The sequence below is a fragment of the Enterobacter sp. BIDMC 29 genome, from assembly GCF_019378755.1.
Lineage (GTDB): Bacteria > Pseudomonadota > Gammaproteobacteria > Enterobacterales > Enterobacteriaceae > Enterobacter > Enterobacter ludwigii.
Genome location: NZ_CP080000.1, coordinates 1,246,165 through 1,262,463, shown reverse-complemented (window position 1 = coordinate 1,262,463; position 16,299 = coordinate 1,246,165). Strand labels below are relative to the sequence as shown.

General features: G+C 58.6%; 14 protein-coding genes and 1 riboswitch. Of the genes, 6 read left to right on the top strand and 8 right to left on the bottom strand.

Annotated features, from left to right (window positions below; genetic code table 11):
• Positions 1 to 46: 46 nt before the first annotated feature.
• From ynfE to dmsD, 4 genes are read left to right on the top strand one after another with little or no spacing between them, the layout of a single operon-like run.
• Positions 47 to 2,485 (top strand): selenate/tellurate reductase subunit YnfE, encoded by a 2,439-nt coding sequence (ynfE, locus tag JTA15_RS05690; protein WP_219372953.1) that lies wholly within the window; start codon positions 47 to 49, stop codon positions 2,483 to 2,485.
• 10 nt (positions 2,486 to 2,495) lie between these two features.
• Positions 2,496 to 3,113 (top strand): DMSO/selenate family reductase complex B subunit, encoded by a 618-nt coding sequence (locus JTA15_RS05685; protein WP_014169373.1) that lies wholly within the window; start codon positions 2,496 to 2,498, stop codon positions 3,111 to 3,113.
• Position 3,114: 1 nt separating this feature from the next.
• Positions 3,115 to 3,969 carry a dimethyl sulfoxide reductase anchor subunit family protein gene (locus JTA15_RS05680; RefSeq protein ID WP_219372952.1) on the top strand — a complete coding sequence of 285 codons (855 nt, stop codon included), beginning with the start codon at positions 3,115 to 3,117 and terminating at the stop codon, positions 3,967 to 3,969.
• 42 nt (positions 3,970 to 4,011) lie between these two features.
• Positions 4,012 to 4,626, top strand: a complete 615-nt coding sequence (gene dmsD, locus JTA15_RS05675; protein ID WP_219372951.1) for a Tat proofreading chaperone DmsD — start codon at positions 4,012 to 4,014, stop codon at positions 4,624 to 4,626.
• A 19-nt stretch (positions 4,627 to 4,645) separates the two neighbouring features.
• On the opposite strand, the gene atzF is transcribed toward dmsD, so the two are convergent.
• From atzF to JTA15_RS05635, 8 genes are all read right to left on the bottom strand, one after another.
• Positions 4,646 to 6,445 carry an allophanate hydrolase gene (atzF, locus tag JTA15_RS05670; RefSeq protein WP_219372950.1) on the bottom strand — a complete coding sequence of 600 codons (1,800 nt, stop codon included), beginning with the start codon at positions 6,443 to 6,445 and terminating at the stop codon, positions 4,646 to 4,648.
• Positions 6,442 to 10,044: an urea carboxylase gene (gene uca, locus JTA15_RS05665; protein ID WP_219372949.1), complete on the bottom strand. Its 3,603-nt coding sequence runs from the start codon at positions 10,042 to 10,044 to the stop codon at positions 6,442 to 6,444. The genes atzF and uca overlap by 4 nt, the downstream gene beginning before the upstream one ends.
• A gap of 152 nt (positions 10,045 to 10,196) precedes the next feature.
• On the bottom strand, positions 10,197 to 10,829 hold the full coding sequence (locus tag JTA15_RS05660) for an urea amidolyase associated protein UAAP2 (protein ID WP_063925021.1): 633 nt from the start codon (positions 10,827 to 10,829) through the stop codon (positions 10,197 to 10,199).
• An 11-nt stretch (positions 10,830 to 10,840) separates the two neighbouring features.
• Positions 10,841 to 11,548 carry an urea amidolyase associated protein UAAP1 gene (locus JTA15_RS05655; protein ID WP_219373232.1) on the bottom strand — a complete coding sequence of 236 codons (708 nt, stop codon included), beginning with the start codon at positions 11,546 to 11,548 and terminating at the stop codon, positions 10,841 to 10,843.
• A 13-nt stretch (positions 11,549 to 11,561) separates the two neighbouring features.
• Complete coding sequence (locus JTA15_RS05650; protein WP_014169870.1) at positions 11,562 to 12,338, bottom strand: ABC transporter ATP-binding protein; 777 nt, start codon at positions 12,336 to 12,338, stop codon at positions 11,562 to 11,564.
• On the bottom strand, positions 12,335 to 13,150 hold the full coding sequence (locus tag JTA15_RS05645) for an ABC transporter permease (protein ID WP_219372948.1): 816 nt from the start codon (positions 13,148 to 13,150) through the stop codon (positions 12,335 to 12,337). The genes JTA15_RS05650 and JTA15_RS05645 overlap by 4 nt, the downstream gene beginning before the upstream one ends.
• A 17-nt stretch (positions 13,151 to 13,167) precedes the next feature.
• On the bottom strand, positions 13,168 to 14,226 hold the full coding sequence (locus JTA15_RS05640; protein ID WP_032681129.1) for a putative urea ABC transporter substrate-binding protein: 1,059 nt from the start codon (positions 14,224 to 14,226) through the stop codon (positions 13,168 to 13,170).
• A 57-nt stretch (positions 14,227 to 14,283) separates the two neighbouring features.
• Positions 14,284 to 14,382: riboswitch (guanidine-I (ykkC/yxkD leader) on the bottom strand.
• A 216-nt stretch (positions 14,383 to 14,598) separates the two neighbouring features.
• Entirely contained in the window at positions 14,599 to 15,051 is a 453-nt protein-coding gene (locus JTA15_RS05635) for a MarR family winged helix-turn-helix transcriptional regulator (RefSeq protein ID WP_040017354.1), read from the bottom strand.
• 68 nt (positions 15,052 to 15,119) lie between these two features.
• Between JTA15_RS05635 and JTA15_RS05630 the strand changes: the two genes are divergently transcribed.
• Together JTA15_RS05630 and JTA15_RS05625 are read left to right on the top strand one after the other, a co-directional pair.
• The gene (locus JTA15_RS05630; RefSeq protein ID WP_223398002.1) at positions 15,120 to 15,413 is read left to right on the top strand and encodes a DUF1330 domain-containing protein; all 294 of its coding nucleotides are present in this window, start codon (positions 15,120 to 15,122) and stop codon (positions 15,411 to 15,413) included.
• Positions 15,414 to 15,519: 106 nt separating this feature from the next.
• Positions 15,520 to 16,143, top strand: coding sequence for a glutathione S-transferase family protein (locus JTA15_RS05625; protein WP_014169864.1), 624 nt, complete (start codon positions 15,520 to 15,522; stop codon positions 16,141 to 16,143).
• Positions 16,144 to 16,299 lie beyond the last annotated feature (156 nt).

Genomic DNA, 16,299 nt, shown 5'->3' with positions numbered 1-16,299 from the left:
TAATCACGGGCGAAAATAATACGCAATTAAAATGATGGGGTGAGTTATGTCCGATGTCGATAATCACGGCGGGATCAGCCGTCGAACGTTGGTTAAATCCACTGCAATAGGCTCTCTGGCACTTGCCGCCGGGGGGATTTCACTGCCTTTTGGCCTCAAAAGCGCCGCTGCCGCGGTACAAAACGCCGTAAAGCCCGCTGAAGACAAAGTGGTCTGGGGTGCCTGCTCGGTCAACTGCGGGAGCCGTTGTGCGCTGCGCCTTCACGTCCGTGATGAAGAAGTTTACTGGGTCGAAACGGATAACACCGGTGAGGATATTTATGGCAATCATCAGGTTCGCGCCTGCCTGCGCGGGCGTTCTATTCGCCGTCGGATCAATCACCCCGATCGTCTGAACTACCCCATGAAGCGCGTAGGGAAACGCGGTGAAGGAAAATTTGAGCGTATCTCATGGGATGAAGCCCTGGACACCCTTACCCGCAGCCTGAAAGATGTCGTCGAAAAATACGGCAACGAAGCGGTCTACATTAACTACTCCTCCGGCATTGTGGGCGGCAATATCACCCGCTCCTCCCCTTATGCTTCGCTGGTCGCGCGTCTGATGAACTGCTACGGCGGCTTTTTAAGCCACTATGGCACTTATAGCACCGCGCAAATAGCCTGTGCAATGCCCTACACCTACGGAAGCAACGACGGCAACAGCACCTCAGATATTGAAAACACGAAGCTGGTGGTGATGTTCGGCAATAACCCGGCAGAGACGCGAATGAGCGGCGGCGGGATAACCTATTATCTCGAGCAGGCCCGCGAGCGCTCTCACGCGCGCATGATCGTCATCGATCCGCGGTATACCGACACCGCCGCCGGGCGCGAAGACGAGTGGATCCCGATTCGCCCGGGGACGGACGCCGCGCTGGTCGCGGGTATCGCCTGGGTACTGATCGACGAAAACCTTGTCGATCAGCCGTTCCTCGACACGTACTGCGTCGGCTATGACGAAAAAACGCTGCCGGAAGGTGCGCCTGCTAACGGACATTACAAAGCGTATATTCTCGGTCAGGGTGATGATGCCACCGCCAAAACGCCGGAATGGGCCTCGCGCATCACAGGCATACCGGCCGATCGCATCATCAAGCTTGCACGAGAAATTGGCAGTACCAAACCGGCTTACATCTGTCAGGGCTGGGGCCCCCAGCGCCAGGCCAACGGCGAGCTGACCTCCCGCGCCATTGCCATGTTGCCGATTTTGACCGGAAACGTCGGTATCAACGGCGGGAACAGCGGCGCACGTGAATCGACCTACACGATCACCATTGAGCGTATGCCACTGCCGGATAACCCGGTGAAAACGCAAATCTCATGCTTTAGCTGGACCGACGCCATCGCGCGCGGCCCCGAAATGACCGCCCTGCGCGACGGCGTGCGGGGAAAAGAGAAGCTGGATGTGCCGATCAAATTCATCTGGAACTACGCCGGCAACACCATCATCAACCAGCATTCCGACATCAACAAAACCCACGATATTCTGCAGGACGAGAGTAAATGCGAAACCATCGTGGTGATCGACAACTTTATGACCTCGTCGGCGAAATATGCTGACATCCTGCTGCCCGATTTAATGACCGTTGAGCAGGAAGACATTATTCCTAACGATTATGCAGGCAACATGGGCTACCTGATTTTCCTTCAGCCCGTGACCGCACCGAAGTTTGAGCGCAAACCGATCTACTGGATCATGAGTGAAGTGGCGAAACGCCTCGGCCCGGATATTCATCAGCGATTTACCGAAGGACGTACCCAGGCGCAGTGGCTGCAGTATCTGTATGCCAAAATGCTCGAAAAAGATCCGCAGTTGCCGTCCTATGACGAACTGAAAGAGAGGGGTATTTATAAGCGTAAAGATCCGGCCGGGCACTTCGTAGCCTATAAAAAATTCCGCGATGATCCGCAGGCTCATCCCCTCAACACCCCCTCGGGCAAGATTGAAATTTACTCCAGCAAGCTGGCAGAGATTGCGGCTACCTGGGAGCTCGCCGACGACGAAACCATCAGCCCGCTGCCGGTCTACGCCTCGACCTTCGACGGCTGGGACGCCCCGGAACGTCATAAATTCCCGCTGCAGCTCTTCGGCTTCCACTTCAAAGCTCGCACCCACTCCAGCTACGGCAATGTCGACGTGCTGAAAGCCGCCTGCCGTCAGGAGGTCTGGCTTAACCCCGTGGACGCGGCGCAACGCGGCATCAAAAATGGCGATACGGTGCGCGTGTTTAACGATCGCGGCGAGGTGCGCATCGAAGCGAAAGTCACACCACGCATCATGCCCGGCGTGAGCGCGATGGGCCAGGGAGCCTGGCATGACGCCAATATGAACGGCGATCGTGTCGACCACGGTTCATGCATCAACACCCTGACCACGCACCGCCCGTCACCGCTGGCCAAAGGTAACCCGCAGCACACCAATCTGGTGCAGATCGAGAAGGCGTAAGGAGTAACCGATGACAACCCAGTATGGATTTTTTATTGATTCCAGCCGCTGCACCGGGTGCAAAACCTGCGAGCTCGCCTGCAAGGATTACAAAGATTTAACCCCGGACGTCAGCTTCCGCCGTATTTACGAATACGCGGGCGGTGACTGGCAGGAAGACAACGGTGTCTGGCACCAGAACGTGTTTGCCTACTACCTGTCGATTGCCTGCAACCACTGCGAAGACCCGGCCTGCACCAAGGTCTGCCCRAGCGGRGCGATGCACAAGCGTGACGACGGGTTCGTGGTGGTGGATGAAGATGTCTGCATCGGCTGTCGCTACTGCCACATGGCCTGTCCGTACGGTGCCCCGCAGTACAATGCCGCCAAAGGGCATATGACTAAGTGCGACGGCTGCCACACCCGCGTGGCAGACGGCAAAAAGCCGATCTGCGTGGAGTCCTGYCCGCTGCGTGCGCTGGACTTCGGTCCTATCGACGAGCTGCGTAAAAAACATGGTCAGCTGGCGGCCGTCGCGCCGCTGCCGTCCGCGCACTTCACGAAGCCGAGCATCGTGATTAAACCTAACGCCAACAGCCGCCCGACAGGGGATACCACCGGCTACCTGGCAAACCCGAAGGAGGTGTGAGATGGGAAGTGGATGGCATGAATGGCCGCTGGTGATCTTCACCGTCTTCGGACAGTGCGTCGCCGGGGCATTGATCGTTATGGGGCTCGTCTGGCTTACTGAAAAAGACGACGCGGTGAAAACACGCCTTGTCCGCAGTATGTTCTTTCTGTGGCTGGTAATGGGCATCGGATTTTTGGCGTCCGTGCTGCACCTTGGCTCCCCACTCCGGGCCTTTAACTCGCTCAACCGCGTGGGTGCTTCGGCGCTCAGTAACGAAATTGCCGCGGGATCCATTTTCTTTGCCGTTGGCGGTTTCTGGTGGCTGGTATCCGTTATCGGTAAAATGCCCCCGGCACTGGGTAAAATCTGGCTGGTCGTTAGCCAGATCCTGGGCGTTGTCTTTGTCTGGGCGATGACCCGGGTTTATCAAATTGATACCGTACCGACCTGGTACACGGGTTACACCACGGTGGGCTTTTTCCTGACGCTGGTATTGGGGGGGCCGCTGTTTGCAGCCCTGTTGCTGCGCGTGGCAAACACGACATATAAAAGCACATTCGCGGCCTCTGTCAGCGTGCTGGCACTCCTGGCCTGCGTGGCGGTCATCGTGCTGCAGAGTAATGACCTGGCGACAATCCACAGTTCCGTTCAACAGGTGAGTGCCCTGCTGCCTGACTATGGCGCACTGCAAATCTGGCGTATCGTACTGCTTGCCGCCGGACTCGGCTGCTGGTTGTGCCCGCTGATGCGTCGGCAGGAGCCTAAAGCCCTCGCTCTTTTTGCAGGCGTGATACTGGTCGTCGTGGGTGAACTGATTGGCCGTGGTCTTTTCTATGGTCTGCACATGACCGCAGGTATGGCGATTGCGGGTTAACACAGTCGCGCGGGCGACTCCGCGCGAGCAAGGAAGGTAGTCATGAAAGAAGTCTCACAGCGTGATTCGTTCGCGTTCAGCGCCCGGGTACTGGGCGCGCTGTTTTATTTTGCTCCGGATAGCGAGCAGACTGCGCCACTGGTGCAGGCACTCACCGCAGGCGACTGGATTCAGGACTGGCCGCTGGCGCCGGAAACGCTGCAACCCGTTGCAGATGCGTTCAAAACGCCATCCGATGCAGCGTTGAAAGATGCCTGGCAACGTCTGTTTATTGGCCCTTACGCCCTGCCGTCACCGCCATGGGGTTCCGTCTGGCTGGATCGGGAATCCGTGCTCTTCGGCGACTCCACTCTCGCGCTGCGCCAGTGGATGCGTGAAAACAACATTGCCTTCGAGATGAAGCAGAACGAACCGGAAGATCACATCGGTACCCTGCTGTTACTGGCCGCGTGGCTGGCAGAAAATGGCCGCGACGCTGAACGCGACCAACTTCTGGCGTGGCACCTGCTGCCGTGGAGTACCCGCTTCCTGTCCGTGTTTGTTGAAAACGCCGGGCATCCGTTCTACACCGCACTTGGCAAACTCGCACAGCTGACGCTCGCGGACTGGCAGGACACGTTAATTATTCCGGTCGCGGAAAAAACGCTCTACCGCTAACGCCAGCACCCTGGCTTGCTCACCGTTTCCGGGCAAGCCAGGCTCTCCAGCCACCAAATTCGGTGATATCCCGTGCCCCCTCCAGGCCATACGCCTCGCAGATAAACCCGGTCAACCACCGTCCGTCCTGCAGCTCGATTTTTCCCAGCCCCAGAGGTGCGGGGATCCCGGCGAGAAACGACCCCACTTCGCTGTGCGGTAGCTCCCAGACTTCGACCGCAATCCCGACCCCCTGGTCTGCCACCCGAACCATTCCGGGACGTTTACCGTCCGCCAGCGCATACAGACGGTAATAAGGTGCGCTGGTGGTCGCGTCTACAAGACGTGCTCCGCGCTCTCGTAACTGAACATTGAGCGCCAGACCGTCCATATGCGCACCGCAGACCACTATCCGCAGGCGGTCATGGGTTGCGGTGCAGGTCGGCGCATCGTCCAGCATGGCACGATTGCCCGGTAACGTTAATTTTGTGTGACGTTGTAACGCATCGGCCAGACTGAGCAGATACTGATCGGTAAACGCGCGGCCAAATAGCGTGACGCCGGATGGCAGCCCATTGTTCATTTCACCGACCGGGACCGCTACGGCGGCATAGTCGAGCAGGTTCATAAAGTTGGTATAGATGCCCAGCGCCGAGTTGCTTTTAACCGGTTCATCGGCCAGCTCAGCCAGACTCACCGGGCGGGGATACGTCGGGATTAATACGCAATCCAGGTCGGCCATCATGGCATCGCACTCGGCTTTATACCGCTGGAGTTTGTACTGCGCGTCAAACGTCGCCACCGCAGTGGCTGCAGGCGCGTTTTGCAGGACATCACGGATAACCGGCAACACCGCGTCGGGCTGGCGTTCAATCAGCGCACCCGCGAGGTGATAACGCTCGGCGACCCACGGGCCGTCATAGAGCAGTTTCGCGGCCGCCAGAAACGGTGCAAAGTTGAGAGTCACGGGCACGCCCCCCAGCGCGATAAGCCCCGTCTTCGCGCGGTGATACAGCGCCTCGCTTTCTGCACAGCCGAGAAACTCGAGCGTCTCCGGCACGCCAAAGCGAAAGCCCGCAGCAGGGGCACCAAAAGCCTGAGGGCCGTTCCACGTCGGGTTGGACCGGCTGTATTCGTCACGCGGATCCTGTCGCGCCGTGAGTGCCAGCAGCTGGCTGGCCTCTGCTGCCGTCGCGGTGAAAAACGTGACGCAGTCCAGCGTGCGGCAGGCAGGCACAACCCCTGCCGTGGAGATGAGTCCTTTGGTTGCTTTGAGGCCGACCAGATTATTCAGCGAGGCCGGTACGCGCCCGCTGCCGGCCGTGTCCGTTCCCAGTGCGAAGCTCGCCAGACCCAGGGCGACCGCCAGCGACGACCCCGCGCTGGATCCACCGGACGGGTAATCCGGATGAACGCTGTTACGACATGGGCCATACGGCGAACGCGTACCGTTTAAGCCGGTAGCGAACTGATCGAGGTTAGTTTTCCCCAGAGGAATCGCCCCCAGCGCAATCAGCTGCGAAACTATCGTTGCATCCTGTTCTGCCCGATACGCAAATGCCGGACAGGCGGCGGTGGTGTCGATACCCGCCAGATCGATATTGTCTTTGATGGCAAAGGGCACGCCGAACAGCGGCAGCGCGTCCGGCGCTACGCCCTCCAGCGCGGCGAGGTACGGCTCCAGCTCTTCAGGGGTGAGCAGATAAATAAAAGCGTTAAATGACGGGTTCAGCGCCAGCGCGCGCTCGCGTAATGCCGTTATCACCTCACGCGGGGCGATCTGGCCTTCACGGTATGCCTCTGCCAGCACAGAGAGACGTAAATCATAAAGAGGCTTCATGCTGTTTTCTCCAGAACGACCACGCACTGGCCCGCCCGCACCGACGACCCCGGCTGGACACGGACCTGACTGACCACACCGTCCTGAGTGGCAACTAACGGGATTTCCATTTTCATCGACTCCAGCACCACCAGCACATCGCCTTCGCGCACGGTGTTGCCGACCTCAACGTTCACCTGCCACAGGTTGCCGGCAACCGGGCTTTCAACACCGGATTCTCCCGACCGTAACGGCACGTCGTCACCGTCATCCGTTGTTTCGTCGCTGCTGTCAAAATGCGCCTGCCCGCCCGCTATCCAGCGCTCACGCTCGGCATTAAACGCCGCCTGCTGATGCGCACGGAATGCCTCAATCTCAGGTGCTTCGTCAGCCAGAAACTGCTGATACTCCGCCAGTTTCAGCGTGGTGTGTTCAATACGCAGCGGATAACGCCCCAGCGGGAAATCCCGGCGGATGGTTTGCAACTCCCCGGCAGAGACCGGATAAAAGCGAATTTGATCGAAGAAACGCAGCAGCCAGGGCTTGCCGCCGAAATCCTCTACCGTGCGATAGCGATTCCACATCTGTAGGGTTCGCCCCACAAACTGATACCCGCCCGGCCCTTCCATACCGTAGATGCAGAGGTATGCCCCGCCAATGCCCACCGAGTTCTCCGCCGTCCAGGTACGCGCCGGGTTGTATTTGGTGGTCACCAGACGGTGTCGCGGGTCGAGCGGCGTGGCCACCGGCGCGCCGAGGTAGACATCCCCCAGCCCCATCACCAGATAACGGGCGTCGAACACCGTTTTATACACTTCATCAATGTTAGCCAGATCGTTTATGCGACGGATAAACTCCAGGTTGCTCGGGCACCACGGCGCATCGCGGCGCACGGTGGTCATGTATTTGTCGATGGCTTTCTGACACGCCGGATCGTCCCAGGAGAGCGGCAGCCAGACGATGCGCGACGGCACGTCCAGCGAGTCCTGGTCACAAACGCCCTGCCACAGGCCGGCGATCACCTCCAGCAGGCTATCCAGGCGCAGCGTTTCCGGCTGATAATGAATTTGCAGGGAGCGGATCCCCGGCGTGAGATCGATAACGCCTTTCAGCGCCCGGCCCTCCAGCGCCTGCATCAGCGCGTGGCCGCGAAAACGCAGCACCAGATCCAGCTCAGGCTCGCCAATCTCCAGCAGCAGATGGGTATCACCCGACACTCTCGCCACCAGACGTTTATCGTCCGTCCCCTGCGTCAGCACAATCGGTGAGTCCAGACCGGCAGGTTGCCATGTGACAGGTTGCGGGGTCAGGCTGGCGATTTGGCGCTCCTGCGCCTGCGCCAGCCGTCGCGCGGTGGCAATATCCACCGGCACAAAGCGAACGTAATCTCCCGCCTTCAGTTGTCCTACCGCGTGCAGATCGGCCTCGATGATGGTGACCGGACAGACAAACCCGCCCAGGCTTGGGCCATCCGGGCCGAGGATCACCGGCATATCGCCGGTAAAATCCACCGCGCCGATGGCATACGGATTGTCATGAATGTTCGACGGATGCAGGCCCGCCTCGCCGCCGCTGTCGCGAACCCATTCCGGTTTCGGGCCAATCAGGCGTACCCCCGTCCGGCTGGAGTTGAAATGCACCTCCCATTCGGTGGCGAAAAACGTCGCGATGTAATCCGGCGTGAAATACTCCGGCGCACCGTGCGGGCCGTAAATCACCCGCAGTTCGCGCACCGCGTCCAGCCTCGTGTGCAGCGCCTGCGGCAGCGGCGCGTCCGCAACCGGCTCGATTAACGGCGCCAGGTGCAAAATGTCACCGGTACGGAGCGCCCGTCCGGCGTGCCCCCCGAACTGCCCCAGCGTGAAGGTGCTTTTACTGCCCAGATATTCCGGCACGTTAAACCCGCCGCGCAGGCAAAGATAGCTGCGCACGCCCTCACCGCGGATCTCTCCCATACGCAGCGTCATGCCCGCACGGACGCGAAAAACGTGATTATTGGCCAGCGGTTCACCGTCCAGCGTGAGCGCAATTTCAGCGCCCGTCACCACCAGCTGCGCATCGCAGTTGAATTTCAGCGTCGGGCCGCTGAGGGTGATCTCAAGCGCGGCGGCATCGTCTTTATTGCCCAGCAGACGGTTACCCAGACGCAGCGCCAGGCTGTCCATTGGCCCGGATGGCGGAACGCCAACCGCCCAGTAGCCTGTGCGTCCCGGGTAATCCTGCACCGTGGTCTGCGTACCGGCGCTGAGCACCTCCAGCGTGGACGCCTGGTACATCAGGTGCTCAAGACAGCGGGTCCAGGGCTCACCTGCGGCAAACGGCGCGAAGGTCAGGATCTGCTGCAGATAATTGCGGTTGGTTTCAACGCCATAAATACGGGTCTCCCCCAGCGCGGTATGCAGCACGCGGATGGCGGCTTCGCGTGTCGGCTGCCAGGCGATCATTTTGGCTAACATGGGGTCAAAAAACGGCGGGACTTCGCATCCGGCCTCAACCCAGCTGTCGATGCGCAGCGTAACGCGGTCATCGGGCGGGAAAGCCACGTCCGTGAGCAGTCCCGGTGAAGGCTGGAACTGACGGCCCGGATTCTCGGCATAGATCCTGGCCTGAATGGCATGCCCCTTCGGTTTCAGGGTGTCGCGCAGTGTCGTCAATGGCGGCAACGTTCCGGCGGCAAGTTCGATCATCCAGCGCACCAGATCCACGCCCCACACCTGTTCGGTCACGCCGTGCTCCACCTGCAAACGGGTATTCACCTCAAGGAAGTAAAAGCGGGCGGCGTCGCTGTCATAGACGAATTCAACGGTGCCCGCGCTGCGGTAGTTGACCGCTTTACCCAGCGTTATCGCCGCCTCGCACAGTGCCTGCGCCATGCCCGCCGGCAGGTTTGGTGCGGGCGTCTCCTCCAGCACTTTCTGGTTACGCCGCTGCACAGAGCAGTCGCGCACGCCGAGGGCAATCACCTCGCCCTTGCCGTCGCCAAACAGCTGTACTTCCAGATGACGCGCCCGCTCGATGTACTTTTCGATAAACACACCCGCGTCGCTGAAGTTATTTTTCCCCAGACGCACTACTGCATCGAACGCGTCGCGCAGCGCTTCTGCGTCATAGCAGACGCGCATACCGATACCGCCGCCTCCCGCCGTGCTTTTCAGCATCACCGGATATCCCACCCCGGCGGCAGCGTTGACGGCCTGGTTAACATCGGCCAGCAGTTCGGTGCCCTCCAGCATCGGAACCCCGTGCGTTTTCGCCAGCGCGCGAGCGGTATGTTTTAGCCCAAACAGACGCAGCTGTTCCGGCGTGGGGCCCACAAAGGCAATCCCCGCGGCGTCACACGCTTCGGCGAACGCGGCGTTTTCCGAGAGAAAACCGTAGCCCGGATGAATGGCCTGTGCGCCGCTGGCTTTCGCGGCGGCGATGATCTTCGTGCTATCCAGATAGGTGTTCGCCGCCGGGCCATCGCCCAGACTCAGCGCTTCATCGGCCTCGCGAATATGCAGGCTGCTGATATCTGCCTCGGAATAGACTGCCACACCACGAATTTTCATGGTGCGCAGGGTGCGTAAAATGCGGCAGGCTATCGCCCCGCGGTTCGCAATCAGGAGTGTCGTCAACATAGGTCAGACTCAATCGTGGCGGGTCGTCCCGCCGAAAATCGGCTCACCCATGGTCGTCCATGGGGGAAAAAGCGGTTACGGCAGAATGCGTCCGGCACGGACTTCAAACAGGCGGTACAGCGCCTGGCGCAGTCGCTGCCAGCGGGTGGGCGTCAGTTCCATACCAGCACCTCAGCAGGCGTTGGGTTCCAGCCGTTGCAGGGGTTATTCAGCTGTGGACAGTTGGAGATCAAGACAATGACGTTACACTCGGCGCGCAGGTCGACGTATTTCCCCGGCGCGGAGATACCATCTTCAAACGTCAGCCCGCCCTCTGGCGTCACCGGCACGTTCATAAAGAAATTGATGTTGGCCGTGATGTCGCGTTTTTGCAGACGGCCATCGTGCAGACAGGCGCAGAGAAAGTTATCGCGACAGCTGTGCATATGGCGTGTATCGAGGGCGTATCGCACGGTGTTGCTCTCCTGGGCGCAGGCCCCGCCGAGGGTATCGTGACGCCCGCAGGTATCGTCGATAATGGTCAGCAGGGGGTTACCGAGGCTGGAGTACAGGACGCTGCCACGCGTGAGATAGGCGTTGTTCTGACGGCGCAATGTGCGCTGCGCATCGTAACGTTCACGCGGGTTATCCGCATTGTAGAACAGCGTGTCGACCGCCTGGTTACCTTCCAGGTCGAGCAGGCGCAACGTCTGCCCTTGTTTCACCTCGAACAGGTACGGTTCACCTGCCGGTATCACGTGGCGAAATACCGCGTCTTGCACATGCTTTTCAGAGATCATGGTCATTTTACTGCTCCTTACAGGGCGAAAAGCCGGGTATTGATCATGGCGCGTTCGTTTTCCGGGCGCGTCAGAAGCGCGTTAACGGCCCCCTCTTCATCCTCAGCCTGTCGCCAGCTCAGCGCGACCGGTCGTGGGGCATATTCCCGGGACGGATCCATCGGATGCTGCAGCGCGGTCATCACCACAAGCGTGTCCATGGGGGCGTACAGCTCCACGTAACTGCCCGGCTGCGAATAGCCGCCGTGGAAGGTGAACTGACCGCGGTCATCGACGGTGACTTTACTGAAGAAGTTGACCACCATCAGCAGATCTTCGAGGTTGAGATCCCACTTACCCATCTCCACCAGCAGGTTGTCCGTTCCGTTTCGGTAAAACCCGTTACGCAGTTCCTGATAGCGTCCCTGGCCATACTTTTCAGTCACCTCGGCGGCGTTCAGTACGCCGCCAAACGGGTCATGCCAGCCGCAGGTATCTGCGGTGATGCCTGCCAGCACGCGTCCCATGTCGGAGTAAAAGCAGTGTCCGGCGGTCAGACGCGCGGTGTGCTGGCCTTTCAGGGTGTCGGGCAGGTTAAGACGTTCACTTTTCTCGTGCGGATTCAGCATCAGCAGGCTGACGTTTGCTCCACCTTCAATGTCGGTCATACGCAGGATCTGCCCGCGCTTAAGCACAAACGAGAGGTGACCGCCGCCGGGCAGGATATCTTCGCGTAACATGGTCATGGTATTCACGGTGTTAACCCCTTAATGCATAAACGTTATCGGGAGCCGTTCCACTCAGCGCGGAGAGCCGCGTCTCGTTGAGCGGAATGTCGTAGGTAATACGGGCGCCAAAGGCGTTGGGCGCCTGCGGGTCGAGGCGCACTTTGTCGAACACCAGTAAGCGGGTGCCGAGGTTAAAGCCTTCCGAAAGATCGTGGGTGACCATAAAGACGGTCATGCGGGTCTCCCCCCACAGCTGAAGCAACAAGGCGTGCATATCTTTACGAATACCCGGGTCCAGGGCGCCAAACGGCTCATCCAGCAGCAACACGCGCGGCTGCATGATGAAGGCCTGCGCAATGGCTAAACGTTGCTGCATACCGCCGGAAAGCTGGGCCGGGTATTTGTGCATCGCATGCCCGAGACCGACTTTTTCCAGCATCCCGGTGGCCCGCTCACGCGCCGCGCGTTTCTTTGCCCCAAACAGGCGCCCGAACAGCGGCGCTTGCGGCAGTTCGAGCCCTATGGTGACGTTATCCAGCACGCTGAGATGCGGGAAAACGGAGTAGCGCTGAAACACCACGCCCCGGCTGCTGTCCGGCTCGGCGCGCAGCGGTTTACCATCCAGCGTAATGGACCCTCGGCTGGGCGCTTCCTGACCGAGCAGCAGGCGCAAAAACGTGGATTTTCCGCAGCCAGAGGCCCCCACCATTGAGCAGAACTCGCCCTCTTTCACCTGCAGATTGAGGCGCTCCAGCACCACGTGATCGCCGTACTCCTGCCAGATATTGTTGATGGTGATAAAGCTCATGCCTTCCCTCCTTCCGCCCAGGGAAACCAGGTTTTATGTAACTGGCGCAGGGCCAGATCCATCAGCCAGGCCAGCAGCGTGATCCACAGGACGTACGAAATGATCACATCCATCGCCATATAGCGGCGCACGAGGAAAATGCGATAGCCCAGCCCGGCGGTTGAGGAGATGGCCTCTGCCGAAATGAGAAACAACCATGCCGACCCCAGCAGCAGACGCAGCGAGGTCAGCAGCCGCGATAACAGCTGCGGAAGCACCACGCGCAACACCAGCGTCCAGCTGCTGGCACCCAGCGTCTGGGCTTTGATCAGAATCTCCGGTGGGATTTCGCACGCGCGATGCTCCAGATCGCGCGCCAGCATCGGAGTGATGCCGATGACAATCAGCATCACTTTCGACAGTTCATCCAGCCCGAAAACGATAAATAGCACCGGCAGGATCGCCAGCGGCGGGATCATCGACAGTACCGTCATCAGCGGCGAGAGCGACGCGCGCCACAGCGGGAAAACACCGGCGGTGACGCCAACACAGAGGCCGATGATTGAGGCGATGACCAGCCCCGTCAGCAGACGGGCAAGGCTCACCAGCGTGTCCACCCAGAACAGATAGTCACCACTGCGTTTATCCGGGGTAAACGCCATGCGTGATAGCGCGTCCAGCATCTGCTGCAGGCCAGGCAGCAGCTTGTCCTGCGGGTTAGCCTCCAGCCTGACCGCGGAACCGAAAAAGTATGCGGCCAGCAGCAGGACGAAAGGCAGCATCACGAGCATCAGCCGCATGCCGGGCGTGGGATGGCGATTAATTTGTCGCATGGATGTTCCGTCCGTTATTACAGCGTGCCGGCAGCGGCCATTTTCACGAAGCTGTCGTCAAAGCGCAGCTTCACGTTGCTGGCATCGCCCTGGGTGACATTGCCCGGGAAGCGCATGCCGATGAAATCCGCGCTTTGCGCCCCATCGCCCAGCAGCCCTTTATCGAACGAAAACGTGGCCACGCGCTGCATGGTTTTCGCCAGTTCCGGCGACGTTAAAAAGGCAATATTGTCCTGCGGGGTATAGAACAGATGGGTTGTTTTCAGCTGCGCCTGATAACCGGCCAGATCGGTACCGGAGGCGGCGGCCATTGCGTTGAGCACGGTGGCATCCTGCGCTTTCATCAGCCCCATCATCTCGTACCATGCGCCGGTCAATGCTTTGCCAAGCGCCGGGTTGTCTTTCAGGGTTTCGCTGTTGACCACCATCATGTCGATAAGCTCACCCGGTACCTGAGAGGAGCTGAACACTTCAGTCGTTTTTGGCGTGCCTTTGATGACCGACAGCTGCGGGTTCCAGGCTACCGCCGCCTGCACATTTGCCGTGCCAAAGGCAGAGACGATATCCGCGTCAGACGTGTTTACCACGGTGACGTCTTTTTCGGCCAGGCCGGCTTTTTCCAGGCCGCGCACCAGCAGATAGTGGGAAACAGAGAGCTCAGGCAGGTAGACTTTCATCCCTTTCAGGTCGTTGAGCGTTTTGCCCTCGCCCTTCATCACCACGCCGTCGTTGCCTTCTGAATAGCTGCCGAGGATCAGCGCCGTGGTATCAACGCCGCCCGCGGCCGGTATGGTCAGCGCATCCATATTGGTCATGGTGCAGCCGTCAAACTGGCCCGCAGTGTACTGGTTGATGGATTCGATATAGTCGTTGAGCTGAACAACGTTGATTTTGATGCCGTATTTATCGGCCCATTTATCGATGATTTTGCTACTGCTAAGGGTGCCCCAGGGCATCCAGCCGGCGTAGATGGTCCAGCAGACGTTGAACTCTTTCTTCACCGCAGCAAAGGTGGGGAGACTGACCAGCATCGCCAGGGAGAGTACCAGGGTGCGGAATAATGGCGTTTTCTTCATGCTTGACCTCTGAGTGGCACAAAATTAGGGGGCAGCGCGACACCTTCAGGTGCTGCTGTCTCCCGGGCTTTTGTCCCGCCGTGTAACCTCTCAGAGGTCGCCAGCTCTTGGACCAGCCATTCACCGCAGTGAACCGGAACCCTAGCCAGCTATTTTTCAAATTGTGGTGTGCTGCCCTTCAGTGTTAAGCGTTGCAAGGGATATGCCAGAATTTTTTATGTTAATTATTAAACTGTTAAGTCTGCCTGTGCAGGCTCTTTCACCGTTTTGGTGAGACAAGGCGAGTTGAGTGCACCGTGCTGGTGCTCTTTGGGATGACGCGTGGTGCTGACGGCGTTGCCCACAGAACGTGTCTGCGACAGCAGGAAAGGCTCAAAATGATGTGCTGGTTTTTGCCAGGTCTTTCATCATCGTCGTCGTCAGGCTGAGCTGCTCGCTTCCCATTTTACGTGACAATTCCTCTCTTGCGGACTGCCATACGGGGATCACGGATGTCAGAAGCGCCCACCCCTGCGAGGTCAGGCTAAGTTGTTTTCCACGGCGCCCGCGCCCCCCCGTTGATTCAATAACCCCACGGGACTCCATAATCCGTATGTTTCGGCTCAGTGTGGTTGCATCCACCCCGGCCTTTGATGCAAGCCCTGCCACCGTTTCATTTACGCCACCGCCGATCCCCACCAGCAGGCTGAACTGTTCTGCCGTCAATTCATAAGGTCTGAAGCAGGCGTTGTAATAACGCGTAATAGCCCGTGCTGTTGCACGTGCCTGATACGCCGGACAGGTCTCGGGGATGGTTTTTAGTAACGCCAGATCAACAGTGTTCATACTTTACGCTCGACAGATACGGTGAGATAAAATAGTGTATATACACTATTAATGCTATTCAAGGTATCATGATGCCCGCATTTATCCATATCAATTTACGTGTTATAGACCCTGCACGGCAGGCCAATCTTGCCCCTCACTTCAGACTGGCACTTGAAGAGGCCGGCGGCAAAATTCTGCATTTTGGTCCTGTTGTTGAACTCCTTGAAGGCGATGAAGAACCGCTACCCTTTGCTGGCATTTTTGAGTTCCCTTCACTGCAGCAGGCGCTGGCGTTTTACCATTCGGAAAAATATGCCCCGATCAAAGCTGAACGCCAGCTGGCACAGCAGGCAAAAATGTTCGTTGTCACCACTGACTAAGCGTTTCGTTTCCTTGCCTGCGATATCGTTTCCAGATTTCTCCATCCGTTCGCCAGAACCGGTGTAGAGTTTTTAAACACTGCATCTCTAAAAGGACACCGGCATCATGTTAAGCATCCTGGGCAAGACAACCTCGATCAACGTACGTAAAGTGCTCTGGACCTGCGAAGAAGCGGGTATCGAGTATCACCAGGAAGACTACGGCAGCGGTTTTGCCTCCACGCAAACCGCTGCCTTCCGCGCCCTGAATCCCAACGCCATGGTTCCCGTGCTGCTCGATGACGAGTTCGTCCTCTGGGAATCTAACGCAATCTGCCGTTATCTGGCACGTAAAGCCGGCCGTGAGGATCTCCTGCCAACGGAACCGCAGGCCTGCGCCAACGTCGAACGCTGGATGGACTGGCAGGCAAGCGAATTTAACAATGCCTGGCGGTATGTCTTTCCGGCACTGGGACGCAATAACCCGGACTATAACGACCCGGAGCGTATTGCCGCCGGAATTAAAGCGTGGAACCACTGCATCGCTATTCTGGAGGAGCAGTTGCAACGCACTGCAGCCTATACGGCGGGCGAGGTGTTTACCCTTGCAGACGTGGTACTTGGTCTTTCGGTGAACCGCTGGAAAATGACGCCATTTGATAAGCCTGATGTGCCGGCAATTAACGCCTGGTTCGAACGACTTAATCAGCGACCGGCATTTTTACGTCACGGGAATAACGGTATGGTGTAAGTTTTTCAGCCCTCACACATTCAGCAAGGATATTTTATTTAATTACAAAACCCTGAATGCCGTTATCAGGAATAATAATTAAGCAATATCCTGGACAGCCCCTTGCACCGCTTTGCTAGCCTGAATAGTCAGGCAAAGCTCAACCCGGAGGTATTC

Excerpts from the sequence above, each read along its gene's own strand:
- ynfE (WP_219372953.1), top strand. The coding sequence starts at position 47 with ATGTCCGATGTCGATAATCACGGCGGGATCAGCCGTCGAACGTTGGTT.
- JTA15_RS05680 (WP_219372952.1), top strand. The coding sequence starts at position 3,115 with ATGGGAAGTGGATGGCATGAATGGCCGCTGGTGATCTTCACCGTCTTC.
- dmsD (WP_219372951.1), top strand. The coding sequence starts at position 4,012 with ATGAAAGAAGTCTCACAGCGTGATTCGTTCGCGTTCAGCGCCCGGGTA.
- atzF (WP_219372950.1), bottom strand. The coding sequence starts at position 6,445 with ATGAAGCCTCTTTATGATTTACGTCTCTCTGTGCTGGCAGAGGCATAC.
- uca (WP_219372949.1), bottom strand. The coding sequence starts at position 10,044 with ATGTTGACGACACTCCTGATTGCGAACCGCGGGGCGATAGCCTGCCGC.
- JTA15_RS05660 (WP_063925021.1), bottom strand. The coding sequence starts at position 10,829 with ATGACCATGATCTCTGAAAAGCATGTGCAAGACGCGGTATTTCGCCAC.
- JTA15_RS05655 (WP_219373232.1), bottom strand. The coding sequence starts at position 11,548 with ATGACCATGTTACGCGAAGATATCCTGCCCGGCGGCGGTCACCTCTCG.
- JTA15_RS05650 (WP_014169870.1), bottom strand. The coding sequence starts at position 12,338 with ATGAGCTTTATCACCATCAACAATATCTGGCAGGAGTACGGCGATCAC.
- JTA15_RS05645 (WP_219372948.1), bottom strand. The coding sequence starts at position 13,150 with ATGCGACAAATTAATCGCCATCCCACGCCCGGCATGCGGCTGATGCTC.
- JTA15_RS05640 (WP_032681129.1), bottom strand. The coding sequence starts at position 14,226 with ATGAAGAAAACGCCATTATTCCGCACCCTGGTACTCTCCCTGGCGATG.
- JTA15_RS05635 (WP_040017354.1), bottom strand. The coding sequence starts at position 15,051 with ATGAACACTGTTGATCTGGCGTTACTAAAAACCATCCCCGAGACCTGT.
- JTA15_RS05630 (WP_223398002.1), top strand. The coding sequence starts at position 15,120 with ATGATGCCCGCATTTATCCATATCAATTTACGTGTTATAGACCCTGCA.
- JTA15_RS05625 (WP_014169864.1), top strand. The coding sequence starts at position 15,520 with ATGTTAAGCATCCTGGGCAAGACAACCTCGATCAACGTACGTAAAGTG.